The organism is Arboricoccus pini (assembly GCF_900187945.1).
GTDB lineage: Bacteria > Pseudomonadota > Alphaproteobacteria > Geminicoccales > Geminicoccaceae > Arboricoccus > Arboricoccus pini.
In genome coordinates this window covers 92,377-112,434 of sequence record NZ_FYEH01000001.1, presented here as the reverse complement: position 1 = coordinate 112,434, position 20,058 = coordinate 92,377, and the positions used below count along the sequence as shown (strand labels likewise).

At 66.6% G+C, this 20,058-nt stretch carries 20 protein-coding genes; 13 read left to right on the top strand and 7 right to left on the bottom strand.

Annotated features, from left to right (window positions below):
* Positions 1-144: 144 nt before the first annotated feature.
* Together CFB17_RS00510 and CFB17_RS00505 are read left to right on the top strand one after the other, a co-directional pair.
* Complete coding sequence (locus CFB17_RS00510; RefSeq protein ID WP_088559445.1) at positions 145-972, top strand: alpha/beta fold hydrolase; 828 nt, start codon at positions 145-147, stop codon at positions 970-972.
* Between the two features lie 239 nt (positions 973-1,211).
* Positions 1,212-1,898, top strand: coding sequence for a hypothetical protein (locus CFB17_RS00505; protein WP_088559444.1), 687 nt, complete (start codon positions 1,212-1,214; stop codon positions 1,896-1,898).
* A gap of 375 nt (positions 1,899-2,273) precedes the next feature.
* On the opposite strand, the gene CFB17_RS00500 is transcribed toward CFB17_RS00505, so the two are convergent.
* Entirely contained in the window at positions 2,274-3,692 is a 1,419-nt protein-coding gene (locus tag CFB17_RS00500; RefSeq protein ID WP_088559443.1) for a pyridoxal phosphate-dependent decarboxylase family protein, read from the bottom strand.
* A 214-nt stretch (positions 3,693-3,906) separates the two neighbouring features.
* Between CFB17_RS00500 and CFB17_RS00495 the strand changes: the two genes are divergently transcribed.
* The 5 genes from CFB17_RS00495 (at position 3,907) to CFB17_RS00475 (ending at position 7,516) form a co-directional block, all read left to right on the top strand.
* Positions 3,907-4,836: a class I fructose-bisphosphate aldolase gene (locus CFB17_RS00495; RefSeq protein ID WP_088559442.1), complete on the top strand. Its 930-nt coding sequence runs from the start codon at positions 3,907-3,909 to the stop codon at positions 4,834-4,836.
* The gene (locus CFB17_RS00490) at positions 4,833-5,525 is read left to right on the top strand and encodes a thiamine phosphate synthase (RefSeq protein ID WP_088559441.1); all 693 of its coding nucleotides are present in this window, start codon (positions 4,833-4,835) and stop codon (positions 5,523-5,525) included. The genes CFB17_RS00495 and CFB17_RS00490 overlap by 4 nt, the downstream gene beginning before the upstream one ends.
* A complete protein-coding gene (gene efp / locus CFB17_RS00485; protein WP_088559440.1) occupies positions 5,522-6,091 on the top strand; it encodes an elongation factor P in 570 nt (189 codons plus the stop codon). The genes CFB17_RS00490 and efp overlap by 4 nt, the downstream gene beginning before the upstream one ends.
* A 106-nt stretch (positions 6,092-6,197) precedes the next feature.
* Positions 6,198-7,004 (top strand): inositol monophosphatase family protein, encoded by an 807-nt coding sequence (locus CFB17_RS00480; RefSeq protein ID WP_207761902.1) that lies wholly within the window; start codon positions 6,198-6,200, stop codon positions 7,002-7,004.
* Complete coding sequence (locus CFB17_RS00475) at positions 7,001-7,516, top strand: hypothetical protein (protein ID WP_088559439.1); 516 nt, start codon at positions 7,001-7,003, stop codon at positions 7,514-7,516. Before CFB17_RS00480 ends, CFB17_RS00475 begins: the two co-directional genes overlap by 4 nt.
* 112 nt (positions 7,517-7,628) lie before the next feature.
* Here CFB17_RS00475 and CFB17_RS00470 read toward each other — a convergent pair whose 3' ends face one another.
* The gene (locus tag CFB17_RS00470; RefSeq protein ID WP_088559438.1) at positions 7,629-8,912 is read right to left on the bottom strand and encodes a multidrug effflux MFS transporter; all 1,284 of its coding nucleotides are present in this window, start codon (positions 8,910-8,912) and stop codon (positions 7,629-7,631) included.
* Positions 8,913-9,199: 287 nt separating this feature from the next.
* On the opposite strand from CFB17_RS00470, the gene CFB17_RS00465 reads away from it, so the two are divergent.
* On the top strand, positions 9,200-10,447 hold the full coding sequence (locus CFB17_RS00465) for an MFS transporter (protein ID WP_088559437.1): 1,248 nt from the start codon (positions 9,200-9,202) through the stop codon (positions 10,445-10,447).
* Positions 10,448-10,486: 39 nt separating this feature from the next.
* Here the strand turns inward: CFB17_RS00465 and CFB17_RS00460 are convergent, their stop codons facing one another.
* Positions 10,487-11,041: an NUDIX hydrolase gene (locus CFB17_RS00460; RefSeq protein WP_088559436.1), complete on the bottom strand. Its 555-nt coding sequence runs from the start codon at positions 11,039-11,041 to the stop codon at positions 10,487-10,489.
* A 169-nt stretch (positions 11,042-11,210) separates the two neighbouring features.
* Between CFB17_RS00460 and CFB17_RS00455 the strand changes: the two genes are divergently transcribed.
* From CFB17_RS00455 to CFB17_RS00440, 4 genes are all read left to right on the top strand, one after another.
* Positions 11,211-11,987 (top strand): hypothetical protein, encoded by a 777-nt coding sequence (locus tag CFB17_RS00455; RefSeq protein ID WP_088559435.1) that lies wholly within the window; start codon positions 11,211-11,213, stop codon positions 11,985-11,987.
* A gap of 147 nt (positions 11,988-12,134) precedes the next feature.
* Positions 12,135-13,151 carry a cysteine synthase A gene (locus CFB17_RS00450; RefSeq protein WP_088559434.1) on the top strand — a complete coding sequence of 339 codons (1,017 nt, stop codon included), beginning with the start codon at positions 12,135-12,137 and terminating at the stop codon, positions 13,149-13,151.
* A complete protein-coding gene (gene sseA / locus CFB17_RS00445) occupies positions 13,148-13,981 on the top strand; it encodes a 3-mercaptopyruvate sulfurtransferase (RefSeq protein WP_088559433.1) in 834 nt (277 codons plus the stop codon). The genes CFB17_RS00450 and sseA overlap by 4 nt, the downstream gene beginning before the upstream one ends.
* Positions 13,978-14,733: a hypothetical protein gene (locus CFB17_RS00440; protein ID WP_088559432.1), complete on the top strand. Its 756-nt coding sequence runs from the start codon at positions 13,978-13,980 to the stop codon at positions 14,731-14,733. The genes sseA and CFB17_RS00440 overlap by 4 nt, the downstream gene beginning before the upstream one ends.
* Here CFB17_RS00440 and CFB17_RS00435 read toward each other — a convergent pair.
* On the bottom strand, positions 14,730-15,326 hold the full coding sequence (locus CFB17_RS00435) for a GNAT family N-acetyltransferase (protein WP_088559431.1): 597 nt from the start codon (positions 15,324-15,326) through the stop codon (positions 14,730-14,732). The two genes, CFB17_RS00440 and CFB17_RS00435, sit on opposite strands and share 4 nt — an antisense overlap.
* A gap of 254 nt (positions 15,327-15,580) precedes the next feature.
* Here CFB17_RS00435 and CFB17_RS00430 point away from each other — a divergent pair, with 254 nt between their 5' ends.
* Positions 15,581-16,909: an MFS transporter gene (locus CFB17_RS00430; protein ID WP_088559430.1), complete on the top strand. Its 1,329-nt coding sequence runs from the start codon at positions 15,581-15,583 to the stop codon at positions 16,907-16,909.
* On the opposite strand, the gene CFB17_RS00425 is transcribed toward CFB17_RS00430, so the two are convergent.
* Genes CFB17_RS00425 through metG form a run of 3 tightly spaced genes read right to left on the bottom strand, consistent with a single transcriptional unit; the run spans position 16,896 to position 20,031 of the window.
* Complete coding sequence (locus tag CFB17_RS00425; RefSeq protein WP_088559429.1) at positions 16,896-17,663, bottom strand: MBL fold metallo-hydrolase; 768 nt, start codon at positions 17,661-17,663, stop codon at positions 16,896-16,898. The genes CFB17_RS00430 and CFB17_RS00425 overlap by 14 nt on opposite strands.
* On the bottom strand, positions 17,660-18,463 hold the full coding sequence (locus CFB17_RS00420; protein ID WP_088559428.1) for a TatD family hydrolase: 804 nt from the start codon (positions 18,461-18,463) through the stop codon (positions 17,660-17,662). The genes CFB17_RS00425 and CFB17_RS00420 overlap by 4 nt, the downstream gene beginning before the upstream one ends.
* Positions 18,460-20,031: a methionine--tRNA ligase gene (gene metG, locus CFB17_RS00415; protein ID WP_088559427.1), complete on the bottom strand. Its 1,572-nt coding sequence runs from the start codon at positions 20,029-20,031 to the stop codon at positions 18,460-18,462. The genes CFB17_RS00420 and metG overlap by 4 nt, the downstream gene beginning before the upstream one ends.
* Positions 20,032-20,058 lie beyond the last annotated feature (27 nt).

Here is a 20,058-nt window from a genome sequence, read left to right as displayed (position 1 = left end):
GTCACGCAATGCGCCAAGCCGGCGCGGCCGGGTCAGGATCGATCACGAACGCGTGAGACCCGTGCGATCGCCGCTGCCGGCGCGAATAGGCATTCGGACCGCACTTGGCGGCCGCTCGCACGTGAACCCATGGAAGTAGAGCGCATGACCCCGATCGACACCATCCCCGCGCCCGGCCAGGCAACAGATGGCATCCGTGCCAGCCGGCGCGGCTTTGGCCTGGCGCTGGCTGGACTTAGCGGCCTTCTCGCCCTGGATGCCGGCACCGCCCATGCGGCAAGGCCGGCATCCGCCGGGCACGGCATCAAGAACGCGGTCCTGGTGCACGGCGCCTATGCCGACGGCTCCTGCTGGAGCGACGTCATCGGTCGGCTGCAGCGAGCGGGCCTGAATGCCACAGCCGTGCAGAACCCGCTGACCTCGCTGGCCGACGACGTCGCCGCCACGCGGCGCATCCTCGATCTCCAGGACGGCCCGACGGTCCTGGTCGCCCATTCCTGGGGCGGCACGGTGATCAGCGAGGCGGGCGTCCACCCGAAGGTGGCCTCGCTGGTCTATGTGGCGGCGCGCGCGCCGGACGCCGGCGAGGACTTCGCGTCCCTGGCGGCACGCTATCCAAAGCCGCCAGCCAGTGCCGGGCTCGTCCATGCGGGCGGCTTTGCCCAACTGAGCGAGGCTGCCTTCCTCGAGGATTTCGCCGGTGACATCGAGCCTGCCAGGGCACGCGTCCTCTATGCCTGTCAGGGCAGGATCGCTGACACGCTCTTTGATGCCAGGACCACCGAGGCAGCCTGGCACTCGAAGCCGTCCTGGTATGCCGTCTCGACCAACGACCGGACGATCTCACCCGAGTTCGAGCGCTTCCTTGCCGCCCGCATGAAGGCCAAGACCATCGAGCTGCGGGCCTCACATCTGTCGCTGATCTCGCATGCGCGGGAAGTGAGCGACCTCATCATCGAGGCCGCCGCCTAGCTGCAGTGCCGGGGACCTACCGACGGCATGGGCGGCGGAGGAAACTTCCGTCAGAGGAACTGGCTTGACGGTGATGGTCGGCCTGTGATCCATGAGGCGAATGGGATGCAAGACCCATTTTCGAGGGAAAATGGGCTACAAGACCCATTTTCGGGGCAGGATAGGCCGTGAGGCCCATCTTCGGGGACTGCGCCGAACATCGTGCCCAACTGATCCTCGAAACCGGACCATGAGCGAATATGAAGCTTTGCCTGGCGTCGATCAGTCTATTCTTGGTCGCGGCAGCCGTCATGCCGACGGCGGTATCGGCCGGATGTGGTTTTGGCGACATCAATGCGACGAATGCTAATGTCGCGATCGTGGAGCCCGCCAAGCTGCACTTCGTCGAGGACGATGCACTCGTCAAAGGCTGTCCCAACGAGAGTGCGGGATGTCAGTCGAAAAGCTATCTCGTCAAAGGCGACGTTGTGCTGACCGGCGATGCGCAGGGGGCCTATGTCTGCACGGGCTACGTCACAGCCAACGGCAAGGCTCTGAATGAATGGCTGCCGATGGCGGCCTTGGAGACCGCCCCTGCTGATGTGCAGCGTCCCCGGGACTGGGTGGGAACATGGACGATGTACGATAACGACATCGTCATCCAGTCCAAGGGCAACGGCTTCGCGATCCACGGCGATGCTGTATGGCGCGGCGGCAGCGTCCACACCGGCAATCTCGACGGTGTGGCCAGTCCTGTTAATGGCGCCATCGCCTTCACGGTGGGCGATGGCGAGACGCTCCCCTTCGAAGCCGGCGACGAACTCGACTGCCGGGTGAACATGGTCCGGCGCGGCCCCTATCTCCTGGTCCGGGACAATGATCAGTGTGGCGGGGCAAACGTGACCTTCACCGGCTTCTACCGGCGCAGCCTGCTGGCCAAACACTGAGCAGGTATCGTCGGCCTGGGCACGCCCCGAAGCGTCTAATCAACCCGCCGCCATCGCCGCGAGTAGTCAAATTGTCCCCTTCCTCGCCATCGGCGGGGGCCGATCCTTGCCGGCTGGCAGCTTCGCCGTTGGCCGGTTTCGCGGGATTCGGCGAGCGCGGAACACGCAAGACGGCAGGTCTTCCGGGCGTCGTTCGGACCGGGCACGATCACGGTTGTCGGGCAGCTGGCGGAGAGCGCCGAATTTTCCCCAAGCCAGCGGTTCCACTCCTCGACCGGCCGCGCGTCGGCCGGTACGTCCTCGGCGACAACTTGCCTGGGCGTCCCTGAGCTCAAACGGGGCGGCCGGGATCAGCAGTCGAGGGCAAATCTCACCTTAGCCTTGCACCTCGCGCCAGGCGGCGATGATCGCGTCCGCCGCTACGGCGATCGATTGGGTCGAGATCGGAAAGCTGATCAGCGAGAGTCGCATGATCCAGCGGTCCCGCCAGAGCGCGCCGCCGGCGAAGCATCGGCCCTGCGCCTGCACGCGCGCGATTGTCCGCCTGGTTGCTTCATCGCCCGTAATCCCGGGCTCAGCGTCGCCGAAGCGGACAGCCACCTGGTTCAAGACAACCTCGTTCAGGATCGTGATGCCGGGCTCGGCGGCCAGCCTTGCCGCCATGGCGTGGGCAAGGCTGCAATGGCGCTCGACCATGCGGGCGATCCCGGCCCGACCCAGATGGCGAAGCATGGCGAAGGTCGCAAAACCGCGCGCGCGACGCGACAGCTCGGGAACATAGTGCGAAGGATCGCGATCGCCGGCCTCGCTGGTCGGCAGGTAGCTGGCAGCCGTCGTCAGGGCGCGGCCGTGTGCGACCGCGTCGCGGACGATGGCAAAGCCGCTGTCGAAGGGCAGCTGGAGCCATTTATGGCCGTCTGTGGCCCAGGAATCCGCCTCGTCCACGGCCTGCGCCAGATGGCGATAGCGGGGTGTCGCACGCGCCCAGAGGCCGAAGGCGCCATCGACATGCACCCAGGCGTTCGGATGGCGGCGCGCTATCGCGATGATGGCCGGATGGGGGTCGAAGGCACCTGTATTGATCTGACCCGCCTGGGTGACGACGATCAAAGCCGGCCAGTCATGGGCGGCACGGATGGCGGCCTCGGCTGCCTGGGGGAGCATCGAGCCCTGAGCGTCCGTGGCCACCCTTTGCAGTTGCGCCTCGCCAAAGCCCAGATAGCGCAGGGCCGAGAGGACAGTGGCGTGCGCCTCTTCTCCCAGGAGGACACGGATGGGTGGCGCGCCGAACTGGCCCTTCTTGGCGAGATCGTAGCCAAGACGCCGCAACAATTCCTGGCGGGCGGCCGCCAGGGCCACGCTGTTGGCGACGCTGGCGCCGGTGACGAAACCGACCGAGGCCTCTGCCGGTAGTCCCAGAATGTCGAGCAGCCAGCCGGCCGACACGGTCTCGGCCGCCGCCGTCGCCGGGGCTGCCAGATGGTTGCCGGCATTCTGGCCCCAGCCCGAGGTCAGCATGTCGGCCGCCACGCCGACCGGATGCGAGGCACCCATCACCCAGCCAAAGAAGCGATCGCCGGTGACGGCGTGGAGGCCGGGGGTGGCCCGCTTTGCCAGGTCGTCGATGACATCGCGCGCGGGCTCACCCGTCTCGGGTGTCGGCCCGGCGAAACTGGCGAGCGCGGCCTTATAGTCGTGCGCAGGACACTGGGGGCCTGCCGCGACGCCTTCGCGATAGTCGGCCACGAGCCTTGCCGCTCTGGCAAACAGGTCGTAAGATAAATTATCATCCATTTCGTTCCCCTCCACGTTGAAATCTTAGGCAAATGATCCGTTCGGCACCGATCGAGAACGCGGATTTCCCTCTGTGTGGGCGGCGTGAGGTGTCGCGCGACACGGTAATTTCTATGCCATGTGCGTCACGCGGAGCCAGCCAGCAGCAGCGCCGGTGGTCGGGTATAGGTGCCTCGTGTAGAAAACTGCGAAACGCGGATAGAGGGAGTGTTGTATGACAACGATCACGCCGAAGGTGAAAGAAATCCTTTCGTGGTACGAGAGCGAGAATCCTGGCGTTAAAGCGAATCTGTTCCGGCTGCTGACCACCGGGAAGCTCGCTGGCACGGGCAAGCTCGTGATCCTCCCCGTTGACCAGGGCTTTGAACATGGGCCGGCCAGGAGCTTTGCCTCCAATCCGGACGCCTACGATCCGCATTATCTCTACAAGCTGGCGATCGAGGCGGGCCTTAATGCCTATGCAGCTCCCATCGGCTCCATCGAGCAGGGCGCCGAGACCTTTGCCGGCCAGATTCCGTTGATCTTGAAAGTCAACAGCGCCAACAGCCTGACCTCGGGCAACATCGGCGATCAGGCGGTGACGGCCTCGGTCGACGACGCGCTGCGTCTTGGCTGCTGCGCCATCGGCTTCACGATGTATCCAGGCTCGGATTCCTTCTACGGCATGCAGGAAGAGCTGGCGGAGATGTCGAAGGAGGCCAAGGCCAAGGGTCTGGCGACCGTCGTCTGGTCCTATCCGCGCGGCGGCAAGATCAGCAAGGAAGGCGAGACGGCTCTCGATATCGTGGCCTATGCCGCGCACATGGCGGCCTTGATGGGTGCCAACATCATCAAGGTGAAGCCGCCCAAGGCGATGATCGATCTCGACGCCGCCAAGGCCACCTACGAGAAGGCGCGCGTGCCGATGGAGACGCTGGCCCAGCGGATCGAGCATGTCATGCAGGCCTGCTTTGCCGGCAAGCGCATCGTCGTCTTCTCGGGCGGCGAGGCCAAGGGTACCGATGCGCTGGTGGACGAGATCAGCCAGATCGCCAAGGGTGGCGCCAACGGCTCGATCGTCGGCCGCAACGCCTTCCAGCGACCAAAGGCCGAGGCGCTCGAGTTGTTGAGCCGCATCGTCCAGGTTTATGCGAACGCTGCGTGAGCCGCCGAGACTCTAAGAAGCGCAAGACGGAAAGCCGCGAGCCGGACGGTCCCTGGATCGATCCTGCCGAGGCGCCCCCCAGGTTGATCCTGGTGGCGCCGGCCGGAATCGATCCGGCCTTTGCGGCCAGCCTGGACGTCATGCTGAAGGCAGCCCGTCCGGCTGCCTTCGTCCTGGCGCCGAACGCGCTGCCGAGCGAGGACCGCCTGGAGGCTATCTCGGCCATCAAGACCGCGTGTCATGCAGCCGAGGCCGCCTTCCTCCTGGCCGACGATGCGCAAGGCGTCATCGCGACCGGGGCGGATGGGGCCGAGCTGGAGGGAGCGGACGGGCTCTTGCGGGCGCGCCAGGTCCTGGGCGCCGAGCGTCTCCTTGGGGCCGCCTGCAAGTTCAGCCGGCACGATGCCATGAGCGCCGGCGAGGCCGGAGCCGACTTCGTGCGTCTGGGCGCGGTCGACAGCCAGGCCAGCATCGATGAGCTGGCCGAGCTCGCCAGCTGGTGGTCGGAGCTCTTCGTCCTGCCGGTGGCGATCGCGGCCCCTCCGAACGTCGCGGCGATCCGGACGATCGCTGAGGCCGGGGCCGATTTCATCACACTGGGCGGCCCGCTTTGGGCGACGCCGTCGCTGGACGTCTTTCTCGCGGAGGTGGCCAGCCTTCTTTCCTCCACCAAAAAATCGGTTCCATGAAGATCAACGTCAACGAGCTCAAGCCCGGCTACATCATCGAATACAAGGGCAAGCTCTGGGCGCTCGTGAAGGGCGACCATGTCAAACCAGGCAAGGGGCCGGCTTATCTGCAGGCCGAGCTGAAGGCGATCCCCGAGGGCACCAAGCTCAATCAACGCTTCAACACCTCCGAGACCGTCGACAATGTCGAGCTCGACCAGGCGGACCACCAGTTCCTCTACGCCGAGGGCGAGGACCAGCTGGTGTTCATGAACCAGGAGACGTTCGAGCAGATCACGCTCTCCAAGGCCATCATCGGCGAGGGCGTGGTCTTCCTGCAGGAAGGCATGGTGGTCAAGGTGAAGAGCCATGACGGCCAGCCGCTCATTGTCGTGCTGCCTGACAAGGTCACCTGCACGATCGTCGAGGCCGATCCGGTGGTGAAGGGGCAGACGGCCGCTTCCTCCTATAAGCACGCCATCCTCGATAACGGACTGCGCGTCCTCGTGCCCCCGCATGTCGAAAGTGGCACGCGCATCGTCGTCAACACGGCTGACGGAGCCTATATCGAACGGGCCAAGGCCTAGTTTCGAGATTTCAGCCCCGCAAGCTTAGGGGCTAGGTGGACAAGGCATGGCTGAGCTATGCCTGTCGCCTGCTCTCCCGCTCTTTCAACCGATCGAGATCCGCCCTATGCCGCTGCCCAGCGCCAATCTTAATATCATGATCCGCGCGGCCCGTGCCGCAGCCCGTTCGCTGGTACGCGACTTCAACGAAGTCGAGCAATTGCAGGTCTCGGTGAAGGGACCGGGCGACTTCGTCAGTCGTGCCGATCAGGCGGCCGAGAAAATCATCGTCACCGAATTGCAGCGGGCCAGGCCGGATTACGGCTTCCTCCTTGAGGAAGGCGGGACGATCGAGGGTGCCTCCAGGCATAACCGCTTCATCGTCGATCCCCTGGATGGCACCTCCAACTTCCTGCACGGCCATCCGCACTGGGCGATCTCGATCGGCCTGGAGCAGCATGGCGAGGTGACGGCGGGCCTCGTCTATGACCCGATCAAGGACGAGATGTTCACAGCCGAGAAGGGCAAGGGCACCTATCTGAACGAGCGCCGGCTGCGTGTCTCGCGACGCAAGGAGATGAACGAGGCCATGGTCGCCTGCGGCCTGCCGGTGCTGAACTGGAAGGCGCGCGAGAAGGGCTTTTCCCAGCAGATGGAAAAGGTGGCCGACGAGGTGGCGGGCCTGCGCCGCAACGGGGCTGCTGCCCTGGACCTCGCCTGGATCGCCGCTGGGCGCTTCGAGGCCTTTTGGGAATATGGCCTGAAGCCCTGGGACCTGGCGGGTGGCCTCATCCTCGTGCGCGAGGCGGGCGGCCGCGTCGGGCGCCTCGAGGGCGACGACGAGATGTGGGAGCCGGGGACGATCGTGGCGGGCAATCCCGATATCTACGACAAGATGCGCCACCTGCTCGAGCCGGTAACCCCCGGCCTGTGACGGCCAGAGTCCCGGCAGTTCTCCTGGCCGGGCTTTCGGCCTGCAGCATGCTGCTGGCCTGCGCGCTGCCGGACGGGGAGTCGCCCGTGACCGCGCCGGCCGATCCCGGAATTGCCCGCGCGGCGGTGGCCAAGGGCTATGGCGGCCAGGCGGTGGCCGATCCGGATCTGGCCCGGGACGAGGTGCGCTGCTACATCGCCTATATCGAGGTAGCAGCCAGCATCGCCGGCGAGGCGCAGGAGGCCGCGGCCGACCTCATCGCCCAGGCGCAATTCACGCTCTATGCCGCCTATGTGGTGGAGCGGGCCACAGGCAAGGATGACGCGCAGGCGCTGGCCAGCGTACGTGGCCTGCGCGCGGATAACCGCGAGGAAGTTGGCAGGCTCGCTCGCTCGCCGGCAACGGCGAACCCGCTTTTGCGCCGGTGCGACAGCCGTCGGACGGCCAGGCTCGTCGCCATCAAGCCCTTCACGATACCACCCTTGAAGGACGCGACGACGGATCGCATCTGATCCACCCCGGCGGCAGCGGGCAGGCGTCGAGGCAGATCGCCCCCCTGCGACGGCCGAGCCAGGGTCGCACTCATCGTGTCGAGCGCGCCGAGAGGCGCTCTTCTCTGGCGGGCTAGGCCGATCGCGCATCGCCCAAGGGGCCTGCCGATGGTGCTGGCGCACGTTCCAAGGGCTCGTCCTGGGACTGCGGATCGCCCTCGCCCGGCGTTCGCAGCCCGTACTGCACGAGGAGTGCCAGGAAGGCCATGATAGGCATCGAGAGGCCGATGGCGACGGCAGGGTCGGCGAAGAGCGAGCTTGCGAGCCAGGAGCCCAGGAGGCCGCCGCCCATCTGCAAGAAACCCGCGAGCGCCGAGGCCGAGCCCGCCATCAAGGGAAAGCCCGCCAGGGCCGCCGTCGTCGCCCCGGGGGTCACGAGCGAGATGCCAAAGGCCCAGATCACCGAGGGAATCATGACCACCGGCAGGCAGAGCGGCAGGCAGAGGAGGCAGATCGCGAAGGCGGCACCGCTCAAGGCTACCATCCAAAGACCGAGCGCGAGGACCATCGCGTAATCAAAGCGGCGGAGCAGCCGCCCTGTCAGGACCGAGCCCACTCCGTAGGCCACGGATTGCATGGCCATGGCGAGGCCGAACTGGGGAGGGCTCAGGCCGACGCGCTGGATGAGGACGAAGGGCATCAGCGGAGCGAAAGTGTAGTAGCCGCCCACGGTCAGCGCTAGAAGAAGGCCCGGGCGCATGAAGCGGCGCGATGTGGCGAGGGTCAGGTAGTTGCGCATGACGCGGGCCGGCCGGGCGGCACCGGGATCGGGCCGGCGATTGGTCTCGCGCGTCCAGAAGATGAGGACCAGGATCGCCAGGACCCCATAGAGCGCCATGACGACGAAGATGGCGTGCCAGCCGAGGAAGGTCAGAATGAGGCCGCCCAGCGTGGGCGAGATGCCGGGGCCGATCGCCAACATGAGACCGATCAGGTTCATGATGCGGGCAGCGGCGGCGCCGGTGAACTGATCGCGGACGAAGGCGCGCGAGATGGTGATTCCCGCGGCCACGCCCACGCCTTGCAGGACGCGACCCACCATGAGGATGCCGATCGTCGGGGCCAGGATGGCGATCAGGCTGCCAAGCAGGTAGACCGCATAGAAGCCAATCGCGACGGGCCTTCGGCCATAGGCATCAGAGAGCGGACCGCAGGCGAGTTGGGCGAAGGCAAAGCCCAGGAAATAAACCGTGATCGTCAGGCTGAGCGCTGCCATCGAGGTGTGGAAGATCCCCGTCAGCATCGGCAGCGCCGGGCTGTAGAGCGACAGGCTGACCGGGCCCAGGGCCACGATCAGAGCGCCGATCAACGCCGTGCGCCGCTCGCTCATCGGCGCGTCCGGTCGTTCCACTCGCATGTCTTTGGAGTCTCCAAGCCGGGCTGGACAAAGGCGCCAGCCCCCATCCCCAGAAGACGACGAAGCCCCCCTCGCATGTAGCCGTCAATAGGCTAAAGGCGGGATAGCGGGCCGGCAGGCACGGCCCGGCCAGAGAGTGGCGCGAGTGTTGCTTCCCGAACGTTCGCGCTCCTGGCCGGGAGACTGCCGAGGCTCGGTGTCACGGCGCTTCAAGGCGGCAACTGGAGCGGAACGCAGGCCGCCCGCCAACCGCCGCCCGGCCGCAAAATATCAGCGGGAGGAGATCAATGGTCGTGTCCAGCCAAACCAGCCCCGACAAGGGAACCATCGCCACGCCCGCGGAGGTAGATCGAACGGCCTTGAAAGCGGTCCTGGGTGCGGCCGTCGGCTATGCGATGGACGGGTTCGACCTCCTGATCCTCGGATTCATGCTGCGCCCCATCGGCGCCGATCTCGGCCTGTCGCCGCCAGAGGCGGCCTCGCTGGTCACCGCCACCCTGGTCGGCGCCGTCATGGGCGGCATCGGCTTTGGCATGCTCTCCGACAGGCTCGGCCGCGTTCGCGTCCTGACCTGGACGATCGTGCTCTTTGCCGTCTTCACCGGGCTCTGCGCGCTCGCACGCGGCTATTGGGATCTCCTGGCCTATCGGACCGTGGCCGGCATGGGCCTGGGCGGCGAGTTCGGCATCGGCATGGCGCTGGCGGCGGAGGCATGGCCCGCCCACAAGCGGGCGCGCGCCTCTTCCTACGTGGCGCTGGGCTGGCAGGCGGGCGTGCTGGCGGCCGCCATCCTGACACCCCTGCTCCTCCCCGTGATCGGCTGGCGCGGCATGTTCACGCTGGGCGTCTTCCCGGCATTGGCGGCCTACGCGATCCGCCGGGCACTGCACGAGCCCGACCTGTTCCTCGCCAGGAGGCGCAACGCGCCCAAGGAATCAGCGCTCGGGTTGCTGGTCGCCGATGGCCGGACGGCCCGGACGAGCCTTGGCATGGTCGTGCTCTGCTCGGTGCAGAATTTCGGCTATTACGGGGTCATGATCTGGATGCCGAACTACCTGGCGCAGCGCTTCGGCTTCGCGCTCACCCAGTCGGCTGCCTGGACCGCCGTCACGATCCTCGGCATGGCTCTTGGCATCTTTGCCTTTGGCCACGTCGCCGACCGGCTCGGCCGCCGCCCGGCCTTCCTTGGCTACATGGCCATGGCCGCCTTGACCGTGCTGGTCTACGCGCAGCTGACGGCACCGTTTCACCTCCTTCTCGGCGGGGCGGTCATGGGCTTCTTCGTCAACGGCATGCTGGGCGGCTATGGCGCGCTCATCAGCGAGCTCTATCCGACGGCGGCCCGTGCCACGGCGCAAAACGTCCTCTTCAATATCGGCCGGGCCGTCGGTGGCTTCGGGCAGCTCATCGTCGGCGCCATCGCCGCCGCCTGGAGCGTCCAGGCGGCGATCGGCCTGCTGGCCGCCCTCTATTTTCTCGACATAGTGGCGATGTGGACGCTGATCCCGGAGCGGCGCGGCAGCGAGCTCCCGTGAGCCCGAATGCGACGCCAGCCTGGATGGCGCGCTTGCTCCTCAGCCCAGTTTGCGAAGGCGAGCGAGTGCCCGGGGGGCCACGTCCGCCAGCGCCTCGCACGGGAACCAGCGCGCGGCCTTGACCTCTTCCTCCTGGGCGACGAGCGGCGCCCCCGGGTCGGCCAGGAAGAGATAATGCAGATCGTGGTGCACGTGCGGGCCCTCGCCCCGCGCGGCCTTGCCCGGCACGTCGTGGCTGTCAATGTTGAAGGGCAGATCCTGCCCGTCATGCCAGGGATGCAGGCGGAGCCCGGCCACACCCGTCTCCTCCACCGCCTCGCGCGCGGCCGACTCGAAGAAATGCGCCGCCGGTTCATAATGGCCGCCCGGCTGCAGCCACCGGCCGATCGTCCTGTGGTCGATCATCAGGACCTGCGAGCGGTCCGGCGAGACGATGATGGCGCTGGTCGTCAGATGGCCGGGCAGCGTGCGGCGATCATCGAGCGCGTGCCGCTCCGCGATCTGCCAGCGCAGGAGGGAGAGATATTCGCGGGGCTCGGCCACGCTCGCCAGATAGTGGCTGACGACCGCATCCAGCCTGGATAGAAAAGTCATGCGCGAACTTCGCTCCTATGCCAGCTCGGTTCAGGCCCGAAGTAGCGCAAAGGACGCAGGCGTGCCAGGACGTCCGACGCGCGTGCCGCATGGCGAGCCGGGTGTTTGAGCGAACCAACCGGGCGATCCCGCTCTTGCTTGTAAGATATTATTCCTATATACTTCTCGCATGCTGAACAGCTCCACATCCGCGCGCGCCCGCTACGCCTTTCACGCGAGGCGTGATCGGCGGCGGGCGGCGCAGGCTCTGGCCGCGGGTCGCGGGGTGGCCGAGGTCGCGGCCATCGAGCGGGTCTCGCCGATCGAAGTCGAGGCGCTGCTTCGCGACGAGGGCTTCAAGGCGCTGCTTGGCCACTATCGGGCCGTCGCCCACCTGCCGCATGCGGCACGCATCGACCGGCTGATGGGCCAGGCCCTGCAGCTCCTGGAGCTGGCGGTCGAGAGCGGTGATCTCAGGGTCGCCATGTTCTGCCTGGCCGAGGGCAAGTCCGGCCGCGATCCCGCCCGGAGCGTGGCCTCGCACGTCACCCGCCTGATGGAGGACGAGGCCGGCCGGCAGGCGCCACGACCCCTGCATCGGCCGCCCGTCGCGGCGGCCGGATCGCCGACCGGTGTCAGGCCGGCCGGAATCGACGATTTCGCCCATTGCGCCGGCACCAAGGCGACGATGGAGGAAGCCGAGGCGCAGGCTCTGGCCGATGCGCGGTCGCTGGCCTTGGCGCATCGCCGCACGCTTGGCCGGCTGGCCGACAGGCTGGCTGGCGAAGCCGAGCGCGCCGGCACGATCAGCCCCGAGCGGCTGCGGGCGGATGCCGAGATCCGCGCGGTCGCCCGCCACTACCAGGACCGCCCGGCGCAAGGCTTCGTCGCAGCCGAGCGGCTCGATCGCTATCGCCGCGAGATTCGCAAGGGCAACATCCTCCCCATACCCCGCCCGAGCGGCTAGCCGGCCCGGCTGGCGCGATTGCCCGAGGGAACCGCTCAAGCAGCGCGAAGCGCGGTAGCCCGAGGAAACCGCAATTATCCGCCCGAACCTTGGCGATCCTGCCCAGGCGGCCCACACTAGAGGGGTGCCCATAGTGCAGGAGGTGTCATGCAGGTCCGAGGTGATTTCATCGAGCTGATCGGCAACACGCCGATGGTCAAGCTCAAGAAAGCATCGGCGGCCACGGGGTGCCTGATTTTGGGCAAATGCGAGTTTCTCAACCCGGGTGGCAGCGTCAAAGACAGGGCGGCCCTGGCGATCATCCGCGATGCCGAGGCCAGGGGCACGCTGCGACCGGGCGGGGTCATCGTCGAGGGCACGGCAGGCAATACCGGCATCGGTCTGGCCCTGGTCGGCAATGCGCTGGGTTATCGTAGCGTCATCGTCATGCCGGAGACGCAAAGCCAGGAGAAAAAGGACATGCTCAGGCTCTGTGGCGCCGATCTGCGCCTAGTGCCGGCACTGCCCTATGCCGATCCCAACAATTACGTGAAATATTCGGGCCGGCTCGCGGCCGAGCTGGCGACCAGCGAGCCGGCTGGGGCGATCTGGGCCAACCAGTTCGACAATGTCGCCAACCGGCAAGGACACTATCAGACCACCGGTCCCGAGATCTGGGCGCAGACGGAGGGGCGGATCGATGCCTTCACCTGTGCCGTGGGCTCGGGCGGCACGCTGGCCGGTGTGGCGCTCTACCTGAAGGAGCAAAAGCCCGAGATCCGCATCGTCTGCGCCGACCCCATGGGGGCGGCACTCTACGAGTATTACAAGCATGGCGAGCTCAAGGCGGAGGGCAGCTCGATCACCGAGGGCATTGGCCAGGGACGGGTCACCGCCAATCTTGAGGGTGCACCGATCGACGATGCGGTGAGGATCAAGGACGAGGAGGCTCTGCCCTGGATCTTCGATCTGATCCGCGAGGAGGGGCTGGTTCTGGGCGGCTCATCGGGGATCAACATAGCCGGTGCGGTGGCGGTGGCGCGCGCCCTGGGACCGGGCCATACGATCGTGACGATCCTCTGCGACGGCGGGGCACGTTATCAAAGCAAGCTCTTCAATCCCGCCTTCCTTGAAGAAAAGGGTCTGCCGGTGCCGGCCTGGATGAAGGATGGAGTGGCCACATGAGCGCCCTTGTCACGACCGAATGGCTGGCGGCCCACGCCAAGGCGCCCGACGTGCGCATCGCCGATGCCACTTTCTTCCTGCCCAATGCCGGCCAGACCGGGGCACAGCATTATGCGCGCCAGCATCTGGAAAATGCTGTCTTCTTCGATGTTGACGCGATCGCCGACACGGAGAACCCGCTGCCGCACATGCTGCCCACCGCCACGCGGTTCAGCGCCATGGTGCGGCGGCTGGGGCTGGGCGATGGCGTGCGAATCGTCCTTTATGACGCCAACAAATTCCTGGCCTCGGCCAGGGCCTGGTGGATGTTCCGGCTGATGGGGCACCAGGACGTCGTCGTCCTGGATGGCGGGCTGGAGAAATGGCTGGCCGAGGGACGGCCGGTGACCGATGCGCCCGTGCGCCCGGTCGAGCGGCATTTCACGGCGCGCGAGAACAGCCTGCTTTATCGCGACCTCGAACAGATAAGGGAAAATCTCTCGACTGGGCATGAGCAGGTGGTCGACATGCGCCCGGCCGGGCGCTTCAAGGGCATCGATCCCGAGCCCAGGCCAAGCCTGCGCGGCGGCCATATCCCGGGCTCGGCGAACGTGCCCTCCAGCACGCTGGTCGAAGCCGATGGCACGCTCAAGCGCGGGCCGGCCGCGAGGGAGATCTTCACCGCTGCCGGCGTCGCCCTGGATCGCCCGATCGCCACCACCTGCGGCTCGGGGGTGAGTGCTGCCGTGGCGGCGCTGGCGCTCTTTGAACTGGGTCTGCCCGATGTGCCGATCTATGACGGCTCCTGGAGCGAATGGGGTGCGCGTGACGACACGCCGGTCGCCACATGAGGCCATGGCTGGTTCTCCTCGGGGCGGCCCTGCTGGCCGCCTGCGCCGGCCCCGGGCCGACACCGCCCCCAACACCGGCACCGACGGCTCCGCTGGCCGGACCCGCCTCGTCCACGGCCGCGGGCGCGCGCGATCCAGCCGTCCTGGACATCGTGGGCTCGGCCTGGCTCATCCGCACGGCAAGCGACGTGGCCCCGCCGGCCAGTCCCTTTCTCGACCTCTGGATCAAGGCGGCGGGCCTCGATCCGGAGGATGCCTCGCTCATTTATGCGACGACGGGCGACCAGGGTGGCCTCAGCCTCTTCTGTCGCGCCGGGCCGCCGCCCGATGCCGCCAGCCTCAAGGCCGCCACGGCAGGGCTTTCCGCCACCGATCCGGCCGCCGTGGCGGTCCGCTACGCACTGGCGCATCCGGCCTATCTCTATGATGCGAGCATGGCGCTCCTGACGACGCGGCCTGACCGGGCGGCGCGGGACGCCTGTGCCAAAGCCGGAATCGTCTATCGGGAGCTGACGCTGGGGCTGATCCGCTGCGAGAGCGGCATCTGCCCGGCCGTCCTGCTGCTGAAGGAGGATCGGCTGGCAGAGAGTCCGACGGCGCGGCGGCTGCTCGAGGCGCTGGTGGCCCCGCACGGGCTCCTCGCCGACCAGGCATCGCTGGCCGAAGCCGGGATGCTACCGCTCAAGCCGGCCGACCGAGCGCGCATCCAAGGAGCTGTCGCGGCCCTTCTGGCGCGCGACCGGCCCGCTTAGGCGAGCGGCGGGAAATGCGGTGCCACGTCCCGGCTGATGTCTCCCTTGACCCGTGGATCAGGCACGATTTCGACCGCGCGCTTATAGGGACGAAAGCCCATCCGGCGATAAAAATCGATCGCGTTCGGGTGGTCCAGCGTGCAGGTGTGCAGCCAGACTCGGCGGGTGCCGTAGCGCCAGGCCTCCTGGAGCGTGCGGGCCATGAGCCAGCTGCCGGCACCCTTGCCGATCATGGCGGCGGTCAGGCCGAAATAGACGATCTCGACCTCGGGGGAGCGGCGCCGGTCGAGCTCGGCCAGACCCTCGTCACGGCCGTCGATCGAGAGGGCGTAGACCTCCACCAGGGGGTCGTCGAGCTCGTCGCGCAGCAAGCGGTCGGGTGCGTTCAGGCGCGAGACCCAAAGCCACTCGAGGCCGACCCGGCCATAAAGGTCGCGATACCAGCCAAGATCGGGCCGATCGACGCGACGAAGGGCGAATTCGGGCCGTTCGGCCGGGCCCGCCGTCGGCGGGGCGCTCATCTCGAGATAGGTGACGACCGAGACCAGCTTGTCGTTGGGAACGTCGTGGTAGCCGTCGCGATCGAGCTGCATGGGCGAGATAGCATCCTTGCCTTGATGGTCCCTGAAGCGCGAGGCCGCAGGGCCCTGCGGCCGGCACGGGCGGGAGTCCGCCTTTGTCCCTTCGGGCCGACCATCGCTCTAGCGTCGGGCACGCAGGAGAGCAACGTTCGCCGCATGAGTGCGCCGGGGCCGCGGCCAGCGCTTGCCAAGGGCGGGAGGTTGGCGGCACATCGCCGCTTCGTCGTTCAGACGGACGATCCCGGCACAACCATGAACTTCGAGCGATGACCCAGACCGCCGCCAGCACCGATTTTCCCGTCGCCCGCGCCCTGAATCGCGATGATTATCGCACGCTTGTCCTCTCCGCCCTGGGCGGGGCGCTCGAATTCTACGACTTCGTCATCTTCGTCTTTTTCGTCACCGTCCTTGGACAACTTTTCTTTCCCCCGGACATTCCAGACTGGCTGCAACAGCTCCAGGCATTCGGCATCTTCGCCGCCGGCTATCTGGCAAGGCCCCTGGGCGGCATCGTGCTGGCCCATTATGGCGACATGCTGGGGCGCAAGAAGATGTTCACGCTCAGCATCCTCATGATGGCGCTCTCGACCCTGGGCATCGCCCTTCTGCCGACCTATCGCTCGATCGGCATAGCGGCGCCCATCCTCCTCCTTTCGCTGCGCATCCTCCAAGGTGCCGCCATCGGCGGCGAGGTGCCCGGTGCCTGGACCTTCGTGGCCGAGCACGTGCCGGCCAGCCGCACGGGCCTTGCTTGCGGCATCCTCACGAGCGGGCTGACGGCCGGCATCCTCCTGGGCTCGTTGGTGGCCGTCCTCATCAACAAGAGCTTCACGGCTATTGAGATCCTGGAATTTGGCTGGCGCCTGCCCTTCTTCCTGGGCGGCGGCTTTGGCCTGGTCGCGGTCTATCTGCGCCGCTGGCTGGCCGAGACGCCGATCTTCCAGGAACTCAAGGCCAAGAAGGCGCTGGCTGCCGAACTGCCCCTGCTGGTCGTGCTGAAGGGGCATCTCGCGGGCGTCCTGGTCTCCGTGGCGCTGACCTGGCTGCTCTCGGCGGCGATCGTCGTCGTCATCTTGATGACGCCCACGCTCCTCCAGACCCTCTACACGATCGACGCGACCACGGCCTTCATCGCCAACAGCTTTGCGACCTTGTGCCTGTCGGTGGGCTGCGTCCTGGCCGGCCGCCTTGTGGACCGGATCGGCGGCGGCCGCTTCTTCGTCCTAGGTGGTTTGGTGCTGGGGGCGGCCAGCTATCTTTTCTATACGTGGCTGCCGGTGCATCCGGAGATGCTCTTTTGGCTCTACGGCCTGGTCGGGCTCTGCGTCGGCGTGGTGGGCGGCGTCCCCTATGTGATGATCAACAGTTTCCCGCCGGCCATCCGCTTCACCGGCATCTCCTTCTCCTACAATTTGGCCTACGCGATCTTCGGAGGCCTCACTCCGCTTCTGGTAACGCTGGGATTGCGCGTCGACCCCCTGGCGCACGCGCATTATGTTCTTCTGACCTGCGCCATCGCCGTCCTGGTCGGCATCACCCTCCTGGTCGGGCCGCGGCGCAGCGCCGAGGTGGCCCTTGCTGCTAGAGCTCGATGACGAGCCCGTCATGGGCCGGGCGGACATGCGGCGGCAGCCTTGCCGCCCAGTCCGCATAGTCGACTTCGTGGTTCATGTGGGTGAGATAGGTCAGACGCGGACGCAACCGCTCGACCCAGGAGAGCGCTAGCTCCAGATGCGCGTGGCTCGGATGCGGCCGGTCACGCAAGGCATCGACGACCCAGACCTCGACCCCTTCGAGGACTGCGAGGGCGGCATCGTCCAACCAGTCCGTGTCGGTCGAATAGGCGAAATCGCCGATGCGAAAGCCCCAGCTCTCGCCCTTGCCGTGCCGCTGGCGGAAAGCCCGAATCTCGACCTCGCCGATCTGGAAGGGCCCAGCCTTGATCGGGTGCGGCGTGATCTCCGGGCGAAAATAGCCGAAGGCGTCGCGACCGCCCTCGAAGGCATAGTCGAACCGGTGGCGGATGCGATCGAAGACGCTCTGGTGCGCATAGGCGTCGATCGACGTCATCATGACGTTATTGATCGAGCGCAAGTCGTCGATGCCGTGCACGTGGTCGGCATGGGCGTGGGTATAGATGAGGCCGGTCACCCGATCGATCCCGGCATCGACGCACTGCATGCGCAGGTCAGGGCCGGTGTCGAAGAGGATCTTCTCCTCGCCCGTCTCGACGAAGATCGACTGTCGCCGCCGCTTGTTGCGCCGATCGGGCGAGGTGCAGACGGGGCAGCGGCAGCCGATCTGGGGCACCCCCGCCGAGGTGCCGCAGCCGAGAATCGTGACCTTCAACGGGCCGACGCCAGATCGGGCCGCGCGCTGGCGGCGCGATCGAACAGTCGGAAGAAATTGGCGGTGGTCAGCCGCTCGACCTCAGGGCGCTCGATTCCGAGCAGTGCCGCCAGACGGTCGGCCACATGAACAGTGAAGGCCGGCTCGTTCGTCTTGCCGCGCTTGGGCACGGGTGCCAGATAGGGCGAATCGGTCTCGAGCAGGAGGCGATCCCTTGGCATGTCGGCCACCGTCGCCCGGATGGCCTCGGCATTGTTGAAGGTCAGCATGCCACCAATGCCCAGGTAAAAGCCCATCGCCACTGCCCGCTCGGCCAGCGCGCGGCCCGAGCTGTAGCAATGGATGACCCCCTTGAAGGGGCCTTTCTCCATCTCCTCCTCGAGGATGCGGACCGTGTCGTCGTCGGCATCGCGCGTATGGACGATGAGCGGCAGCCCCGTTGTCCGACAGGCGGCGATATGCGCTCTGAAGCTCAGCGCCTGCCGGTCGCGCGGCGCATAATCGTAGAAATAGTCGAGCCCGGTCTCGCCGATGGCGACGATCTTCTCATCGCCCAGGGCGGCCAGAAGCGGTTCCGGCCCCTCCAGCCCGTCATTGCCTGCCTCGTTGGGATGCACGCCGATCGCCGCCAGAACAGCGTCGTGCCGGTGGGCGAGCGCCAGGACGCTGTCCCATTTGGGCCGGCTCGTGGCGATCGTCACCATAAGCTCGACACCGGCCGCCGCCGCGCGCGCCACGACCCCTGCCTCGTCGTCGGCGAACTGCGGAAAATCCAGATGGCAATGACTATCGACGATCACGTCTGCGGTCCTACGACGTCGACAACGCTGGCCTCGGCCGGCACGTCGAACTTCTTGAAGATGGGTACTGGCGCCGGCAGCATCGTGCCCGGCACTAAACCAGCAATTTCCGGGCCGATCTGGTCGAAGGCCCGCTGGTGCAAAGGTATCGCCAGCTGGTCCAGCATCGCCCCGGCCGAGCCCGGCACGAAGGGCGCCGTGACGATGGCCAGATGTCGGATCGTCTCGGCCACGACCCAAAGGACGGTTCGCATCCTTGCCGGATCGGTCTTCCGGAGCGCCCAGGGCGCTTGCGCGTCGACATAGCGATTGGCGGCACCGACGACCTCCCAGATCACCTCCAGGGCCCGGTGCGGCTGCAACTTGGCCATGAGGGGTCGAAGCCTGCCCAAAAGGTCCCGCGCGGCGCCAAGGAGCGCCTCGTCCTCGGGTGTCAGCGGCCCTGGCTCCGGCACCGCGCCCCCACAGTTCTTTTGGATCATCGAGAGGGTACGCTGGGCGAGATTGCCGAAATCATTGGCGAGATCATGGTTCATCCGCCTTGCCATCGAGGCGTGGCTGAAATCCCCATCATTGCCGAAGGGCACCTCGCGCAGGAGAAAGTAGCGCGTCTGATCGAGGCCGTAAGTGTCGACCAGCGCGGACGGCGGTATGGCGTTGCCCAGCGATTTCGACATCTTTTGGCCCTCGACCGTCCACCAGCCGTGCGCGAAGATATGCCGAGGCACCGGCAGGCCGGCACTCATGAGGAAGGCTGGCCAATAGACGGCGTGGAAGCGGAGAATGTCCTTGCCGACGACGTGGAAATCAGCCGGCCAATAGCGGGCATAAAGCCCCTCTTTGTCGTCGGGCCAGCCCAGGGCGGAGATATAATTGGTGAGCGCGTCCAACCAGACATACATCACGTGCTTGGGATCGCCAGGCACGGGCACACCCCAGTCGAAGGTCGTCCGGCTGACCGAGAGGTCCTGCAAGCCGCCCTTCACGAAGCTCAAGACCTCGTTGTAGCGGCTCTGCGGCATGACGAAGTCCGGGTGCGCCGCGTAGAAGTCCAAAAGGCGGTCGCCCCAGGCCGAGAGGCGGAAGAAATAGGATTCCTCCTCCACCCATTCGACCGGTGCGCCCGTCGGCGCCTTGCCGTCGACCAGTTCGGATTCGGCATAGAAGGCCTCGTCACGCACCGCGTACCAGCCGGCATATTTGCCCAGATAGATGTCGCCGGAGGCCACCAGCTTTTCCCACAGCGCGACGCAGGCGGCCTTGTGCCGAGCTTCGGTCGTGCGGATGAAATCGTCCACCTGGTTGCCCATGGTGACGACGAGATCGCGAAAGCGCTGCGAGACCTCGTCGGTAAAGATCAGGGGCGCGACGCCTTTTATCTCCGCAGCCTTCTGCACCTTCTGGCCGTGCTCGTCGGTGCCGGTCAAAAAACGGACATCCCGGCCATCGAGCCGCATGAAGCGCGCCAGCGCATCGCAGGCCAGCGTCGTGTAGGCATGGCCGATATGGGGGCTGTCATTGACGTAGTAGATGGGCGTCGTGACGTAGAAAGCGCTACGCTCGGCCATGCGGCACTCCAGCGGCTGACGGTCCGG